The organism is Paracoccus sigandri (assembly GCF_003709565.1).
GTDB lineage: Bacteria > Pseudomonadota > Alphaproteobacteria > Rhodobacterales > Rhodobacteraceae > Paracoccus > Paracoccus siganidrum.
Genome location: NZ_QNRC01000051.1, coordinates 1 through 14,911, shown reverse-complemented (window position 1 = coordinate 14,911; position 14,911 = coordinate 1). Strand labels below are relative to the sequence as shown.

The 14,911-nt window shown below is 66.6% G+C and carries 15 protein-coding genes; 3 read left to right on the top strand and 12 right to left on the bottom strand.

Going from position 1 to position 14,911, the window contains the following annotated elements; all coding sequences use genetic code 11:
• The 3 genes from C9E82_RS22395 to C9E82_RS22385 form a co-directional block, all read right to left on the bottom strand.
• The coding region (locus tag C9E82_RS22395; RefSeq protein ID WP_183154135.1) for an ATP-binding protein at window positions 1-439 on the bottom strand (439 nt) is incomplete at its 3' end.
• The gene (gene istA / locus C9E82_RS22390; protein ID WP_028717560.1) at window positions 369-1,937 is read right to left on the bottom strand and encodes an IS21 family transposase; all 1,569 of its coding nucleotides are present in this window, start codon (window positions 1,935-1,937) and stop codon (window positions 369-371) included. The genes C9E82_RS22395 and istA, both read right to left, overlap by 71 nt.
• Before the next feature lie 519 nt (window positions 1,938-2,456).
• Entirely contained in the window at window positions 2,457-3,647 is a 1,191-nt protein-coding gene (locus C9E82_RS22385; protein ID WP_119900656.1) for a tyrosine-type recombinase/integrase, read from the bottom strand.
• Window positions 3,648-4,084: 437 nt separating this feature from the next.
• Between C9E82_RS22385 and C9E82_RS22380 the strand changes: the two genes are divergently transcribed.
• The gene (locus C9E82_RS22380; protein WP_119900655.1) at window positions 4,085-4,849 is read left to right on the top strand and encodes an SDR family NAD(P)-dependent oxidoreductase; all 765 of its coding nucleotides are present in this window, start codon (window positions 4,085-4,087) and stop codon (window positions 4,847-4,849) included.
• Between the two features lie 7 nt (window positions 4,850-4,856).
• A complete protein-coding gene (locus C9E82_RS22375) occupies window positions 4,857-5,588 on the top strand; it encodes an SDR family oxidoreductase (RefSeq protein WP_119900654.1) in 732 nt (243 codons plus the stop codon).
• A 24-nt stretch (window positions 5,589-5,612) separates the two neighbouring features.
• Here the strand turns inward: C9E82_RS22375 and xylB are convergent, their stop codons facing one another.
• The 8 genes from xylB to C9E82_RS22335 form a co-directional block, all read right to left on the bottom strand.
• Window positions 5,613-7,064, bottom strand: coding sequence for a xylulokinase (gene xylB, locus C9E82_RS22370; RefSeq protein ID WP_119900653.1), 1,452 nt, complete (start codon window positions 7,062-7,064; stop codon window positions 5,613-5,615).
• A gap of 130 nt (window positions 7,065-7,194) precedes the next feature.
• Window positions 7,195-7,887 (bottom strand): HAD family hydrolase, encoded by a 693-nt coding sequence (locus C9E82_RS22365; RefSeq protein WP_119900652.1) that lies wholly within the window; start codon window positions 7,885-7,887, stop codon window positions 7,195-7,197.
• Between the two features lie 9 nt (window positions 7,888-7,896).
• Window positions 7,897-8,958: an ABC transporter ATP-binding protein gene (locus C9E82_RS22360; RefSeq protein WP_119900651.1), complete on the bottom strand. Its 1,062-nt coding sequence runs from the start codon at window positions 8,956-8,958 to the stop codon at window positions 7,897-7,899.
• Between the two features lie 12 nt (window positions 8,959-8,970).
• Window positions 8,971-10,017, bottom strand: a complete 1,047-nt coding sequence (locus C9E82_RS22355) for an NAD(P)-dependent alcohol dehydrogenase (RefSeq protein WP_119900650.1) — start codon at window positions 10,015-10,017, stop codon at window positions 8,971-8,973.
• Window positions 10,018-10,020: 3 nt separating this feature from the next.
• A complete protein-coding gene (locus tag C9E82_RS22350) occupies window positions 10,021-10,212 on the bottom strand; it encodes a DUF2160 family membrane protein (RefSeq protein ID WP_119900649.1) in 192 nt (63 codons plus the stop codon).
• Window positions 10,213-10,215: 3 nt separating this feature from the next.
• The gene (locus C9E82_RS22345; protein WP_119900648.1) at window positions 10,216-11,052 is read right to left on the bottom strand and encodes a carbohydrate ABC transporter permease; all 837 of its coding nucleotides are present in this window, start codon (window positions 11,050-11,052) and stop codon (window positions 10,216-10,218) included.
• 3 nt (window positions 11,053-11,055) lie between these two features.
• A complete protein-coding gene (locus C9E82_RS22340; protein WP_119900647.1) occupies window positions 11,056-11,934 on the bottom strand; it encodes a carbohydrate ABC transporter permease in 879 nt (292 codons plus the stop codon).
• A gap of 90 nt (window positions 11,935-12,024) precedes the next feature.
• Window positions 12,025-13,461: an extracellular solute-binding protein gene (locus C9E82_RS22335; RefSeq protein WP_119900646.1), complete on the bottom strand. Its 1,437-nt coding sequence runs from the start codon at window positions 13,459-13,461 to the stop codon at window positions 12,025-12,027.
• A 214-nt stretch (window positions 13,462-13,675) separates the two neighbouring features.
• Here C9E82_RS22335 and C9E82_RS22330 point away from each other — a divergent pair, with 214 nt between their 5' ends.
• Window positions 13,676-14,632: a sugar-binding transcriptional regulator gene (locus tag C9E82_RS22330; RefSeq protein ID WP_119900645.1), complete on the top strand. Its 957-nt coding sequence runs from the start codon at window positions 13,676-13,678 to the stop codon at window positions 14,630-14,632.
• 13 nt (window positions 14,633-14,645) lie between these two features.
• Here C9E82_RS22330 and C9E82_RS22325 read toward each other — a convergent pair.
• A partial coding sequence (locus tag C9E82_RS22325) for a helix-turn-helix domain-containing protein (RefSeq protein WP_119900644.1) occupies window positions 14,646-14,911 on the bottom strand: 266 nt, incomplete at its 5' end.

Genomic DNA, 14,911 nt, shown 5'->3' with positions numbered 1-14,911 from the left:
CGCGGGCTTCGGCGTCCAGCTTGTTCACCAGGTCCACGACGTTGAAGAAGCGGCCGCGCTTGCCACGGCGGATGCAGGCCCGGGCGATGCTGACGGCAAGGTGGGATTTGCCGGTCCCGGTGCCGCCGATGAGGACGACGTTACGCTGATGCTCGAGGAACTCTCCGGAGGCCAGATCGCGCACCAGCGTTTCGTTTACCGGCGTGTCTTCGAAGCTGAACTCGTCGACTTCCTTGGCCAAGGGCAGCTTGGCGATGGTCATCTGGTATTTGATCGAGCGAGCTTGTTTCTCGCTGATCTCGGCGTTCAGCAGGTCGCCCACGATTTGCTGCGGTTCGTGCTGTCGCTTCACCGCCGTGGCGATGATCTCATCGTAGGCGGCCTTCATGCCGTAGAGCTTCAACTGGCCCATCGCGTCCAGCACCTGTGATCTTTCCATGGCGGGGTCTCCTGAGGCTGTCGTAGCGTTTGCAGTCGGCCACGGGCTCGCAGGTCAGGCGCAACGCGTCCGGCGTGGCGATGGTCAACGGAGGTGGTGGCTCGCGATGTCGGGCCAGGATGTTCAGAACGACCGATGCCGCCGGGGCGCCTTCGGTCAGGGCCTCGACGCAGGCAGCCTCGACGGCTTCCAGTCCATCCGTTGGGATCATGCTCAGGATCTGGACCATCTGACGGTCACCGTTCGGCACGCGCCCCAGCTTACGCTGGACGCGTCGTATCGCCGGCGGCAGTTCCCATTCCTTGAAGGGAGCGCCGTTTCGAAGGGCGCCGGGCTTGCGGGCCAGCACCGGGATGTAGTGCAGCGGGTCATAGATGGCCTTGTCGCGCCCGAAGGCGCGGTCGTGCCGGCCGACGATCTTGCCGTCCTGCCAGACCTCGACCCGCTCGGCATAGGCGCGGATCTCGACCGGACGGCCGACGGCGCGACCATCGACCGAGTAGCGGTTCTTGTCGAACCTAACGAGGCAGGTCTTGGACACCGAGGCCGGCACGGCATGGAATCCGTCGAAAGGGCCGACGTAGGGCACCAGGCTCGCCCGCTCATCCTGGAACACGTCCCAGATTGTCCGATCACGCAATTCCTGGTGCGGATGGGCCTTGGCCCAGGCAATACAGCGATCCTGAAGCCAGGCGTTGAGTTCCGCGTAGCTCTTGAAGCGCGGCCGCGGCACGAAGAACCGCCGCCGGACAACGCCAACCTGGTTCTCTACTTGTCCCTTCTCCCAGCCGGACGCGGGGGTGCAGGCGACGGGATCGACAAGGTAGTGTCCGCACATCTGCTGGAACCGGCGATTATACGCGCGGTCGCGGCCGACGAAGATCGTGTCCACCGCCGTCTTCATGTTGTCGTAGATCCCACGCGCACAGGCGCCGCCGAAGAAGGCAAAGGCCTTGTCATGGGCATCGAACACCATTTCCTGCGTCTCTCGCGGGTAGGCCCGGACGAACAGCATCCGGCTATGACAAAGCCGGACGTGAGCCACCTTCACCGTGGTGGTCACGCCGTCGATCAGAACGACCTCGTGACTCCAGTCGAACTGGTAGGCTTCACCCGGATCGAAGCTCAGTGGCACATAGGCGGCGGCTGACGCTTCCTGCTCCGCCTGCGACCACGAAGCCGCATAGCGTCGGACCGCGTCGTAGCCGCCGTCATATCCGAGGGCCCTGAGCTCTTCGAAAATCCGGATGCGGGTCAGCCGCTCGCGCTTCGGCTTGCGCGCATTCGCCGCCAGCATCTCGTCGAGCTTGCCTTTCCAGGGACCGATCTTCGGCTGCGGTTGGACGGTTCGCTCGTAAGTCATCTCCGTTGCGCCGGACCGGATCACCTTCCGAACCGTGTTCCGCGATACCCGCAGCTCTCGGCAGATATGCTTGATCGACTTCTTGTCCTGGAAATACGCCCGGCGGATCTTCGCAATCGTCTCCACAACCAGCATCCCACACTGTGCCCCCCGATAGCCTCGGAGGCATCATGACCATCAGCGTAAGGGGGTCATTTTTGGAAGCCGATTACCCCGTTACGGGGTCAATTTTGCACGCCGGTTCACAGATTTCAGCGCAAGCCTCGATCACCCGTCGCTCTTTTGTCGCAGGCTGTTTCCCGCGCGCTCTCTTTTCGTTCTCGGTCACCTCGACCGCGTATTGAAGCCCGGGAGTTAGGCGGCGCAGGATTGCCTCGAGTTCCCCCAGTGCTTCGCTATCCGTTGGGCAAGATTGCGCAGGCCCTTCAATCACGTCCCGGATTGACGCGCTTAGTGTGGGCAAAGTTTTGAGGATCGTCGCCGCGCTGTCGAAAAGACTACGAACGGCCTCACGATCAGCCCCGCGCATTTCGGGCGGTGGTTGCGCTGCGATACTAACGATTGTGCCCTTCAGCGACGCTGCCCGAAATGGAGCCCAGTCTAACGCGGCCGGAAAGCCGATTTGATCAAGAGCCTGCTCAAGCTTCTCCGTATTCACGCCCTGACAAGCTCCACCACTCGTCCCGACTGCCCGGTGACATGCTGCGCCCAGCGCGCCAGCAAGGCCCGGCGCTGTTCCAAGAAATCTGTGTGGCGATAGGCCCGCTCGACCGATCCGCCCACAACGTGCCCCAGCATGGTTTCTGCCACCTCATGCGGGGCGCCGGCCGCTTCGGCCAGCCAGTCGCGAAGGCTGGAGCGGAAGCCATGCGGGCGAGCGTCCATCTCGCGACGTTCCATCAGTCGGGCCATGGTGGCATCGGAAATCACCCCCTTGCGCACGCTTGGAAACAGGAACCCGTCGCGGGCGTGGGCTTGTGCGGCCTCGATAACGGCCAGAGCTTCGGGAACCAGCGGCACGCGGAAATCTGCGGTGGCATCCCTGCGGCCTTTCATGGCCTCGGCCGGGATGGTCCACACGTCGCCGTCGATCTGGCTTTCGTGCAGGAAGCGCAGCGGCGACGACCGCACGCCTGTCAGGATAAGCAGGCGCAAGGCCATATGCGCGACTGTCCCGTTACTCAGGCTGGCATAAAATGCGGGCACGTCCTTCCACGGCATGGCCGGGATGTTCTCGACCCTGTGGCGGCTGCGGCCCAACAATGCGCGGGCTTTCTCGGGTGCTTGGAGATCAACCTGCAAGCCGAGGGCGGCGGCGTGTTTCAGGCATATGCTCAAGCGGCCCAGCGCCTTTTCAGCGGTGGCCGCCTTGGCGTGCCAGATAGGGGCAAGGCAGTCTCTGATATCCACCTGGTCGATATCAGCGATCGGAACCTTGCCCAGCTTCGGAAGGATGTGGCGCTCAAGCGGGCTGAACCAGCGGCCTGCCTTCCCGTCGCCTTTCAACTCGGCCTTGCGGCTCTCGAAGGCATCAAGGGCCACGTCTTTCAGAAGGTGCAAATTGCGGGACGCTTCCCGCCGTTCCCGCTGCCGTTCCTTGATCGGGTCCAGCCCAGCGCGAACCTTGGCGCGGGCGGCGTCAGCATGCTTGCGAGCTTCGGCAAGCGATACAGCCGGAAATGCCCCGAGGCCCATTTCCCGCCGCCTGCCGTGAACAGTGACGCGCAGCACCCATTTGCCCCGCGCAGTTTCTTCCTTCACCAGCCATAGGCCAGCCCCGTCAGCATACTTTCCGGGGCCGAGCGTCGCCGCCCCCTTGGCGCTCAATCTGTTGCTCGTCCGCACAGTCCACCTTTCCCGCCGAAAAGCTGGCCCCTCTTTGGGTCCACCTCTAGATATAGTATGCCATGATTTCTGCCGATAGGTATTGATTGCGGTAGATTGCTAAAAAGATAGTGTTTCCAGTGCTACCGATCCTTGTTGAACGACGCTGATATCTAGATATTGGGGAATTCAATGCGTCTCGACCGCACCAATTTTCCTGAAAATTTCTGGATGAATTCGGAACCTGGCGGGATGGCCCATCGGTTCCGCCGCGGTGTCCGCTTGTCTTCCCGAAACCCGTGGCCGCTGCGTCGTCCTGACCTATCGGCAGGCGGGCGGTGCCAGTGCCGATTCGGGTGGGAACGCCGGCCCGCCCACGTCCCGCATGAAATCATTTGTATCGCAAATAATGCAAATGTATCCTTTCTGCGACGGCTGATGCCAGGGAGGGGGACCCGATGAGCTTGAGCATGTTCCGGCTGGACGGCAAGGTGGCGCTGATCACCGGCGGCAATCGCGGCATCGGCCTGGCCATCGCGCAGCTGTTCGTCGAGGCCGGCGCGTCCTGCCTGCTGACCAGCCGCAGCGAGACCGACGCATTGCACGCCCTGCTGGCCGCCCATCCCGACCGCGTGGCCTGGCACCGCGCCGACGTGAATGCCGAGGACGCGCCCGAGGCGATGGTCGGCGCCGCGCTGGACCGTTTCGGGCGGCTGGACGTGCTGGTCAACAATGCCGGCATCGCCGACAACGGCGATTTCCACGATTTCGACGATGCGCGGCTGAAGCGCATCATGGACACCAACCTGATCGCGCCCTTCCGCATCGCCCGCGCGGCGATCCGCCCGATGCTGGACCAGGGCGGCGGCGCGATCGTCAATATCGGCTCGATCTCTGGCCATGTCGCCAATACGCCGCAATTGCAGGTCGCCTATAACGCCTCGAAGGCGGCGGTTCACCAGATGAGTCGGGTGATGGCCTTCGAATATGCCGCGCGCGGGATCCGCGTGAACGCGCTGGCGCCGGGCTATGTGGTCTCGGACATGACCGCCGGGGGCATCGCCCGGCCGGAATGGAACCGCATCTGGACCGAGAACACGCCGATGGGCCGCTTCGCGCAGCCCGAGGAGATGGCCAGCTGCGCGCTGTTTTTGGCCTCGGACGCGGCCAGCTTCGTGACCGGCGCGGTGCTGGTCGCGGATGGCGGCTATACCACGCATTGAGGGCGTCATGAGCGAATTCATCGGATTGACCGTGCTGATCACGGGGGCGGCGGGCGGCATCGGGCGGGCGATGGCCGAGGGTTTCGCGGCGGCGGGTGCACGGCTGGCGCTGGTCGACATCAACGATGCCTCGGCCCTGGCCCGCGACCTGGGGCCGGATCACCGCGCCTTCGCGCTGGACCTGGCCGACCCGGATGCCATCGCCCGCGAGGTGCCCCGGATCGGCGAGGCGATGGGTATCGACATCCTGATCAACAATGCGGGCCTGGGCATCGTCTTTCCGGCCGAGACCCCGCGCGTCGAGGACTGGGATGCGACCATGGCCGTCAACCTGCGCGCGCCCTGGCTGATGGCGTCGGCGGCGCTGCCCTGGCTGAAGCGGTCAGGGCGGGGCAGGGTGGTGAATGTCTCGTCCCAGGCCGGGGTGATCGCGATCCCGGAACATGCGGCCTACGGGGCCAGCAAGGCGGGGCTGAACCTGCTGACGAAGGTGCTGGCGGTGGAATGGGCGGGCTTCGGCATCACCGTCAACGCCATCGCGCCGACGGTGGTGGAAACGCCGATGGCGCTGGTCGGCTGGTCGGGCGAGAAGGGCGAGCAGGCGCGGCGCGACATCCCCGTAGGCCGCTTCGCGCAGCCGGCGGAAATCGCCGCCGCCGCCCGCTATCTGGCCTCGGCCGAGGCCGGGATCGTCACCGGCGCGGTGCTGATGGCCGATGGCGGCTATTCGGTGCGCTGATTATTGCGCCGATCACTGGGGCGATCACTGGGCGGCCCGGATCGCCGGATAGGCGGCGCGATAGGCCGCGAAGGCCTCGTCGAAGGCGCCGCGCAGCTCCGGGTCGGGGGCGATCTCCTCGGTCACGTCGGGCGCGGTCATCACCTGTTCCACGCTGCCCGCCCCCGCCGCCACCATGCCCAGCCGCGCCGCGCCAAGCGCCGCGCCGAATTCGCCGTCCGAGGGCAGGGTCAGCGTCACGTCCAGCGCCGTCGCGATCGCCCGCAGCCAATAGCGCGACCGCGCCCCCCCGCCGATCGCCATCAGCCGGTCGGTGCGCGCGCCGGTGGCCTTCAGCGCCTCGTGGCTGTCGCGCAGGCCGAAGGCCACGCCCTCCAGCACGGCGCGGGTCAGGTCGTCGCGCGTCGTTTCCGAGGCCAGCCCGGTGAAGCTGCCACGGATGACCGGGTCGTTATGCGGCGTCCGTTCGCCCGACAGATAGGGCAGGAAGCGCACCGGGCCAGGGGCGCGCAGGCTGTCGCCAAGACCGGCGGTCAGCTGCGCCGGCGTGGCCCCGGCGATCCGCGACAGCCAGTTCAGGCTGTCGGTCGCGGACAGCATCACCCCCATCTGGTACCACTTTCCCGGCACCGCATGGCAGAAGGTGTGCAGCGCGGTTTCCGGCGCCGGGCGATAGCCGTCGCGCGCCGCCAGAAGCACCCCCGAGGTGCCGAGCGAGACGAAGCCCTGGCCCTCCTCCATCGCGCCGATCCCGCAGGCGGCGGCGGCATTGTCGCCCGCGCCGCCCGCCACCACGACGGGCTGCGCCAGCCCCCAGTCGCGGGCCAGCTGGGCGCGCAGATGGCCCGCCGGTTCGGAGCCCTCGACCAGCCGCGGCATCTGGTCGCGGCGCATGTGCCCGGCCCCAAGCAGCCGGTCGGACCAGTCGCGCCGCCCGGTATCCAGCCAAGAGGTGCCGGCGCTGTCGGACATGTCGGCGACGTGATCGCCGGTCAGCCACAGGTTCAGGTAGGCCGCCGGCAGCAGCACGCGGGCGATGCGAGCGTGGTTTTCGGGCTCGTGCGCGCGCAGCCATTCCAGCTTGGGCGCGGTGAAGCCGGGAAAGACGATATTGCCCGACAGGGCGCGGAAATCGGCGATCGCGTCCAGCCGCGCGGCCTCGGCATGGCTGCGGGTGTCGTTCCACAGGATGCAGGGCCGGATCACCCGGTCCTCGGCGTCCAGCAGCGTCGCGCCATGCATGTGGCCGGCCACGCCGATGCCGCGCAGGGCGGCGAATTCGGGATGGCGGTCGCGCAGTTCCGCCACCGCGCCCTCCAGCGCGGCGATCCAGTCGGCGGGGTCCTGCTCGGACCAGCCCGAATGCGGATGGCACAGCGGATAGTGCCGCTCGGTCGCCCCCAGCGGACGGCCCTCGCCATCCACCAGCAGCGCCCGCAGCCCCGACGTGCCGAGGTCGATTCCCAGAAAGCTCATGGCGTTACCCTGCAAGAGAGCGGCCCGGTGCCGCCCGCGTTCTCTCGTTTGTGGAGCAGCGGGCGCAATCCGTCAAATCCGGTGTGAAAGGCATGGCGTAGGCGCGGCAGGTCGGTGTCGGAAAGGCGGATCATGAGGTCCTTGACGGGTTGAGAAGCATGTCGGGCATGGCGGCAAGCTCGGCCAGCACCGCGGCGGCGCCGGCGGCGCGCAGGCGCGCGGCGTGGTCGTCGCGCATCCCCTGCAGGTGGCTGCCGCCGACGAAGCCCACGGCGCGCATCCCCGCCGCCACGGCGCCGGTGACGCCATGGGGCGAATCCTCCATCACCGCGCAGGCTTCGGGCGCGATGCCCAGCCGTTCGGCGGCCAGCAGGAACAGGTCGGGCGCGGGCTTGCCATGCGCCACCTGGTCGGCGCTGAAGGCGCGGCCCTGGAACCGCGCCTCCAGCCCCGAGACGCGCAGGGTCGTTCCCAGCCGGCGCAGCGACCCGCCGGTCGCGATGGCCATGGCGGTCCCGCGCGCCTCCAGCGCGTCCAGCAGCGCCGGGGCGCCGGGGATCAGTCGCAATTCGGCGTCATAGCGCGCCAGCAGCCGATCCTCGAAGCGCCGCGCGAAATCGGGCAGCACGGCGCGGTCGGTCGCCTCGGCGATATGGTCGACGATGGCCTGGATCGAGACGCCCAGGAAGCGCTGGCGCAGCTCGTCGGGGGTGGCCGGGACGCCCTCGGCCGCCATTTCCTCGGCCAGGACCTGAAGCGACATGACCTCGCTGTCCACGAGGCAGCCGTCCAGATCGAAGATCACGGCGCGGATATCGGTCATGGAAGATCCTCAGATGCGGCGCTCGGTGGCACGGTCGAACAGATGCACGTTCTCGGGGTCGATGACGAAGCCGATCCGCTCGCCCGGCTGGGCGCGGATCCGGTCGCGGACCACGGCGTCGATCAGCTCGTCCTCGACGCGGGCGAAGACCTGGGTTTCCGAGCCCGTGGGTTCGGTCACGACGACCGTGACCGGAATGCCGTGATCGGCGATGCCGATATGTTCGGGGCGGATGCCATAGGTCACGGCATGGCCTTCGGCCAGGTCGCAGGCGGGCAGCGGCAAGGCCATCCCGCCATCGGTCATGAACACCCGCTGCCCGTCCCGCAGCGCCACCTGCCCATGCAGGAAGTTCATCGAGGGCGAGCCGATGAAGCCCGCCACGAAGACGCTTGCGGGCCGGTCATACAGCTCCAGCGGCGCGCCGATCTGCTCCACCCGCCCGTCGCGCATGACGACGATCTTGTCGGCCATGGTCATCGCCTCGATCTGGTCATGGGTGACATAGACGATGGTGGTCTTCAGCCGCTGGTGCAGCTCCTTGATCTCGACCCGCATGGTCACGCGCAGTTTCGCGTCCAGGTTCGACAGCGGCTCGTCGAACAGGAAGACCTGCGGGTCGCGGACGATGGCGCGGCCCATGGCCACGCGCTGGCGCTGGCCGCCGGAAAGCTGCTTGGGATAGCGGTCCAGCAGGTGCCCCAGGTCCAGGATGCCGGCGGCGTGGCGGACCTTCTGGTCGATCTCGGCCCGCGGGCGCTTCGCCATCTTCAGCGGAAAGCCGATGTTTTCCGCCACCGTCTTGTGGGGATAGAGCGCATAGGACTGGAACACCATCGAGATGTCGCGTTCTTTCGGCGGCATGTCGTTCACCACCCGCCCGCCGATCGAGATGGTCCCCTCGCTGATCTCCTCCAGCCCGGCCAGCATCCGCAGCAGGGTGGACTTGCCGCAGCCCGAGGGGCCGACCAGCACGACGAATTCGCCGTCCTCGATATCGACGCTGACGCCATGCATGACCTGCACCCCGCCATAGCGCTTGAAGACATTGTCAATCTGGACGTTGGCCAAGGCTCTCTCCTGTTACTGCGGCAGCTCGATCTGCATCTTCACGTCGGCCGGCGGCGCCGAGGCGGCGATCTGGAAGGCGCGCAGGCTGTCCTCGAAGCCAAAGGTCCGGGTGATCAGGGGCTTCACGTCGATCGCGCCCGAGGCGATCATGTTCAGGCAGCGCGGAAAGGCATGGGCATAGCGGAAGATGTTTTCCACCCGCGCCTCGCGCACCATCGCGGCGCCGGCGTCATAGGCGATGGGATCGGGCTGGCCGCCGATCATCACCACGCAGCCGCCCGGCGCCAGCGGCTGGAATACCCCGGCCGCCGCATGGGGCGATCCGGTCGCCTCGAAGACCAGCTCCGCGCCCCAGCCATCCGTTGCCGCCAGCACCTGCGCGGCCAGATCGCCCGGCGAGACCGGCGTGATCGCAGCCGACAGGCTGGCGGCGATCTCCAGCTTGGGCTGCGCCAGGTCGCTGACCCAGACCCGCGCGCAGCCGGCGGCCAGCGCCGACAGCGCCGTCACCAGGCCGATGGGTCCCGCGCCCATCACCACCGCGTTGTCGCCCGGCTTCACCCGCGCCTTCGTCGCGGCATGGATGCCGACGGCCAGCGGCTCGACCATGGCGGCCTCGGCGAAGCTGACATTGTCGGGCAGCCGGAAGGTGAAGGCCTCGGGATGGGTGCAGGTCGGGCGCAGGATGCCATGGACCGGCGGCGTCGCCCAGAAGCGCACGGCGGGGTCGATGTTGTACATCCCCATCCGGGAGGCGCGGCTGTTGGGATCGGGGATGCCCGGCTCCATGCAGACCCGGTCGCCGGGGGCCAGCGTCGTCACCTCGGCGCCGCATTCGATCACCGTGCCGGATGCTTCGTGCCCCAGGATCATCGGCGCATTCACCACGAAGGGGCCGATCCGGCCGTGGGTATAGTAATGCACGTCCGACCCGCAGATGCCGACCGTGTGCAGCCTGATGCGCACGTCGCGGGGCCCGAGGGTTTCCTCGGCGCGGTCGATTTCGGGCATGTCGCGCAGGGACAGTTCCCCCTGCCGTTCCAGAACCAGGGCTTCCATGGCCTATCCCCTGCGGATGATGACGGCGGCAAGGATCAGCGAGATCGCCACGCAGATCCAGATCGACAGGCCGAGCGGTTCCAGGAAGCGCAGCCAGAACAGCGACAGCGCGACCCACAGCACGACGCTGATGAACAGCCGGTCGAACCAGTTGGTCTGGATGGGCAGGAAGCCGGGGCGTCGTTCGGGTTTCATGGTCTATCCTTTCACCGCGCCGAAGGTCAGGCCCGCGACGATATGGCGCTGCACCAGCGAAAAGACGATCAGCGCCGGGATCAGCGTGAAGACCGAGATCGCCGCCATGATCCCCCAGTTCGTGCCGGTGGTGGTGACATATTCCGACAGGCCGGTGGTCAGGGTGCGGGCGTTGAAATTGGTCAGCGTCGCGGCCAGCAGGTATTCGTTCCAGGCAAACACCCAGGTCAGGATCAGCGTGACCGCAAGGCCGGGCCGGGCCAGCGGGAAGACCACCTCGGTGATGACCTTCCAGGGGCTTGCGCCGTCGACATAGGCGGCCTCGTCCAGCTCTTTCGGGATACCGTCCAGCGTGGGGCGCAGGGTCCAGATCGCGAAGGGCAGGTTGAAGGTGCAATAGATCAGGATCATCCCGATCCGCGTATCGGCCAGGCTGAAATCGCCCACGCGGTAGACCTGCGTCAGCAGCAGGAACAGCGGCAGCAGGAACACCGCGGGCGGCGCCATGCGGTTGGTGATGGTCCAGAAGAAGATGCTCTCCTTGCCGCCCAGGTCGAAGCGCGACAGCGCGTAGCAGGCGAAGAAGCCGAGCGTGGTGCACAGGACCGCGTTCCCGGACGAGATCACCAGCGAATTCACCATGTAGCCGCGCAGCGTGCGGTTGTTCAGCACGTCGACATAGTTCTGCCAGTAGATCTCGGTCAGCCAGATCGAGGGGGTCGAGAACAGCTCGACCGCCGGCTTGACCGAGATGACGAACAGCCAGTAGATCGGAAACAGCGTGGCAAGGCTGATCAGGGTCCAGAACAGCACCGACAGCCAGGGATTGCCCTTGCGCATGGATCAGCCCTTTCCCTTGTTGCGGGGCGCGATCAGGCCGACATACATCAGCCAGCAGACCACGATGGTCAGGTAGAGCACGACGACCGAGATGGCCGAGCCATAGCCGTAATTCGTGCGCGGAAAGACTTCCTTGAAGATATGCACGCCGACATAGCGGGTGGCCGAGCCGGGGCCGCCGCCGGTCAGCATCAAGACCTCGTCCACGGTGCGCATCGCGTCCATCAGGCGGATGAACAGCGTGGCCAGGATCGCCGGGCGGATCATCGGCAGGGTGATGTGCCAGAAGATCTGGCGCCTGTTCGCGCCGTCGATCTGGGCCTGCTCGAACGGGTCGGGCGGCAAGGATACCAGCGCCGCGATCATGGTCAGCGTGACCAGCGGCGTCCAGTGCCAGATATCCATCACCACGGTGGTGATAAAGGCCTGCGTCGCGCTCTGGCCGATGTTCAGGTCGTATCCGAACCAGTTCGACAGCAGGTTGGGGATGATCCCGATCGAGGGGGTGGTCATCAGCTTCCAGACAGACCCCACGATGATCGGCGCCATGATCAGCGGCAGGGTGTGGATGGTGCGGAAGAAGGACTTGCCCGGAAAGTCGCGCATGAAGGCCTGCGCCAGCGCATAGCCCAGGATCAGCTGGCTGGTCACCGCGAAGAACACGAAGGCGGCCGTCACCTGAAGCGAGGTGATGAACTGCGCATCAAAAACCACGCGGCGATAGTTGTTGGCCCAGTTGAACACCATGTTCGGATTGGCCCCGAAGGGGTTCCACTGGTGGAAGGACACGAAGACCACATAGATGAAGGGGACCACGCCGAACAGGAACAGGATCAGCAGCGTGGGGGCCAGCAGGATCCAGCCCAGGGTCTTGGAATGCATCGGCGTCTTCCCGTGTTGCGGCGCCTGGCCCGGAACGGGCGTGGCGCAGGGGGCCGCCGCGGAGCGCGCCGCGACGGCCCTGGGCCGGGCTCAGTTGCGATAGCCCAGATCGGTCAGTTCTTCCTCGGCCTTGGCGGCCATCTGGTCCAGCCCCGCATCGGGCTCGATGCTGCCGGTCAGGATGTCGTAGAAGATCGGCGCCGTCGCCTCGCGCACCTGGGCATGGAAGGGATAGGCGGGGGCGCCCGCGAACAGGTGGCCCTGGTCCTTCATCATGTCGAAATAGCCGCCCAGCTGGCTGTTCAGCTCCTGCACCTGCGGGTCGTCATAGGTCGCGGTGGTGGTGATGCGCGATCCCGCGACCGCCCAGTCGGGCTGCAGCTCCTCCTCGGCCATGAACTGCATGAACAGCAGCGCCGCGTCCTGGTTGGTCGAGGTGACGGGCAGGCCGAAGGCGCCGCCGTCGTAGTAACCGATATAGCCCTCGCCGGCCTCGACCTCGGCCAGCACGCCCTCGGCCAGCGGCGGCAGGGCCACGCCGACATTGCCCACCACCCGCGACTGATTGGCGTCCGAGGCGATCCAGGCGGCGTTCTCGCCATAGACCAGCCCCTGCGCGGCGCGGCCGGCGGCGAAGGTCGTCGCCACCTCGGACCAGGTGGATTGCACCGATTCCGGCGGGGCGATGTCGCGCAGATGCAGCCACCAGCGCAGCGCCGCCTTGGCCTCGTCCGAATTCATCCGCCCGCCGTTTTCCACGCTGGCGGCATAGTTGTTCTCGGGATCGATGCCCCAGTCGTAGACGCCGAAGGTCGGCGCGACGGATTCGAAGAATTCGTACCAGGATGCCGGGTGGCCGGTATGGGCCTGCGCGGTCGTGCCCCACAGGTTGCCGCCATTCGCCTGCCCCCATTCGGTGAAATATTCGGCGATATGGGTGTATTCCTCATGCGTGGTCGCGGGGGCCAGGTCGTGGCCGGTCCTTTCGCGGAAGGCCGCCTGATGCTCGGGGTCGTCGAACAGGTCGGTGCGATAGAGATAGGTCTTGATGAAGGCCTCCATCGGCATCCCGAAAAGGTTGCCGTTCTCGCCCCGGAAATAGTCGGCGAAGCTGGTCAGCCGGCCCTCGTCGTAATCGGGGGCCTTCAGTTCCGGCCGGGCCTCCAGCGCGGCGGTCAGGTCGACCAGGAAGTCGCGCGCCAGATAGGCATAGACGATGTCCTGCTCGATATAGACCATGTCATAGATGCCGGTCCCGGCCTCCATATCCTTGATCGCCTTGTCATACATCTGGTCCCAGGATGTCGTCTCGATATCGACGCGGATGCCGGTCAGTTCCTCGAAGCGCGGGGCCAGCACCTCGCGGACATAGTTCGACGGCGGCGTCGATTCGGTGACGCCGCGCAGCGTGACGCCGGCGAATTCGGTGCCCGCCTGGCGATAGAATTCCTCGTCCAGCGCCATCGCGCTGCCCGCCGCAAGCGACAAGGCCAGCACCGATGCGCCCAGCTTCAAAGCGTGACTCATGGATAATCCTCCCTGATCTGGCGGGCTGCCGGGCGGATCCTCCTTGCGGATCCGGGGGCATTCGATCCTCGCCTCGGGCATTATCTTGGCAAAGGCGGGGGCGGTCAGGCAAGCGAAAAATTCAAATGTAAGGAAGATAATACAGTTGTAATCGGACCGCCCTGTCCGGATGATCTGCTTGACGCGATTCCGCCGCGACAGTTGAGATGCGCGAATGTCGAACGAAACATCCTCCGAAGCCGATGCCTTCACCGCCGAGGTGTGCTGGCACTATTACGTCAACGAGCTGACGCAGGCCGAGATCGCGAAATACCTGGGCGCGACGCGGCTGCGGGTGAACCAGGCGATCCAGCGCGCGCGGGCGCTGGGGATGGTCAAGATCGAGATCGAATCGCCCTTCCTGCCGCGCCTGGAGCTGCAGGACCGGCTGCAGGAACGCTTCGGCCTGACCCGCGCCCAGGTCGCCCCCGCCCATCCCCGGCTCTACGACTATCACGCGCCGACCGGGGCGGCGCTGGCCAGCTACATGTCGGGCCGGCTGCGGTCGGGGGACTGGCGGCGGATCGGCGTGTCCTGGGGGATGACCCTGCAATGCGCCATCGACCGGCTGCTGCCGCACAGCCTGCCCGATCTGGAGGTGATCTCGATGCTGGGCGGCGCCAGCCGGGGCGAGGCGTTCAACGCCTTCGGCATCGCCTCGGGCTTCGCGGGTCGGCTGGGCGCGCGCTATTCGCTGCTGGCGGCGCCGATCTTCCTGTCGCCGGCGCTGGACCGCGCGGCCTTCCTGTCGCAGGACGGCTTTGCCGAGCATTTCGACAAGTTCACTCGCCTGGACACGGCGATCCTGACGGCCAGCGATATCTCGGACCGCAGCTACCTGATCCAGACCGGCCTGCCCGCGGGGGTCAGCGAGGCCGAGCTGACCGGCGCCGGCGCCGTGGGCGACGTGGTGGGCCGGTTCCTGGACGAGGCGGGGCAGGTGGTGTCGAACCAGCTGGACGGCTGCACCATCGGCATCGAGCTTGAGGTGCTGCGCCAGGTCCCCGAACGGGTGCTGGCCGCCGCCGGGCCGCACAAGACCGCCATCATCCGCGCGGTGCTGACGGCGGGCATCGCCAATGTGCTGATCACCGACGACCTGACCGCGCGGCTGCTGCTGGACGAGGCTTGACTTGCGGGGGTGCCTAGGCGACCTGCCGGAAGGCTAAGGGCCATTCGGGTCCCTCCGGGGTCAGCAGCACCGGCCCCGCGCGGTTTCCCTGCGGACCCTGCGGCCCCAGCCCGGTGCCGCGCTGGCGATAGGGCGTGCAGCCGTAATGCATGCGATAGCATTTCGAGAAATGCGACGGGCTTGAGAAGCCGGATGCGAGGGCGACCTCGATGACGGACATCTCGGTCTGCATCAGCAGGTTGCGGGCGCGGGCCAGGCGGGTCTCCATGTAATAGCGCT